Here is a 691-nt window from a genome sequence, read left to right as displayed (position 1 = left end):
TGTCCGCGCACCCCACCGCATTTCGATTCTCCGTCCGGCGCGCTCGTCCGAAACCAGTCTTGTTCACGGGCGCGGCCCTTGCCTTGGGCTGCCCAAAAAAGGGTCGTGAACGCGCGCCGGCGATGCGTCGAGGCGCGGGCCCTCCCGGCGGGAGGCTTGTTGTCCGACGGGGTCAGCCGAGGGTCCCCTCCGCCCGGCGCCCGATCTCCCAGACCCAGCAGGCTGTTAGCGCTAATCTAAAATTGACCACTTTCGCAAACGCATCTCGCCGAATGCGCTAACGCGCTTTCGCCGACCCCGCTAACGTACTTTCACCAACTGCGCTAACGGAACTATGCTCCGATCGGGTATCCGACCCGGGAGGAGCGGGATATGGAGCGAAACGTAATGGGAGAGCTGAACGTCTACAGGGGGTCCGGCGCGAAGCCGAACTTCAGCGAGATCGCGAGGAGGCACGGCATGGACCGGCACACGGTCGCCAAGTACTGGCGGGAGGGCGAGTCCGCCGCCGACGGCAGGTCCGCGAGGGGCAGCGCCTTCGACCCGCTCGAGGAGGTGATCCGCTCGAAGGCCCAGCTGCTGTTGATGTTCACTAAGAAGTGGTCCGAGTGATCACTGGGAAATGAGCACCGTGAGCACGAAAAATTGAGCAGTTTAAGCAAGAGGGCCGCGCCCCGGGGACCGGGGGCGC

1 protein-coding gene is annotated in these 691 nt (G+C 64.5%); it reads left to right on the top strand.

The genetic code is table 11. The features are described 5' to 3' along the window. Positions 1-372: 372 nt before the first annotated feature. Positions 373-612 carry a hypothetical protein gene (locus ACTQXM_RS09030; RefSeq protein WP_441537616.1) on the top strand — a complete coding sequence of 80 codons (240 nt, stop codon included), beginning with the start codon at positions 373-375 and terminating at the stop codon, positions 610-612. The last annotated feature ends 79 nt before the right edge of the window (positions 613-691 follow it).

This window comes from Collinsella sp. LCP19S3_D3 (assembly GCF_052121455.1).
Classification (GTDB): domain Bacteria; phylum Actinomycetota; class Coriobacteriia; order Coriobacteriales; family Coriobacteriaceae; genus Collinsella.
The sequence above is the reverse complement of the archived record's forward strand: the minus strand, read 5'-3'. Positions and strand labels throughout refer to the sequence as shown.

Coding starts and splice junctions, on each gene's coding strand:
- ACTQXM_RS09030 (WP_441537616.1), top strand. CDS start 373: ATGGAGCGAAACGTAATGGGAGAGCTGAACGTCTACAGGGGGTCCGGC.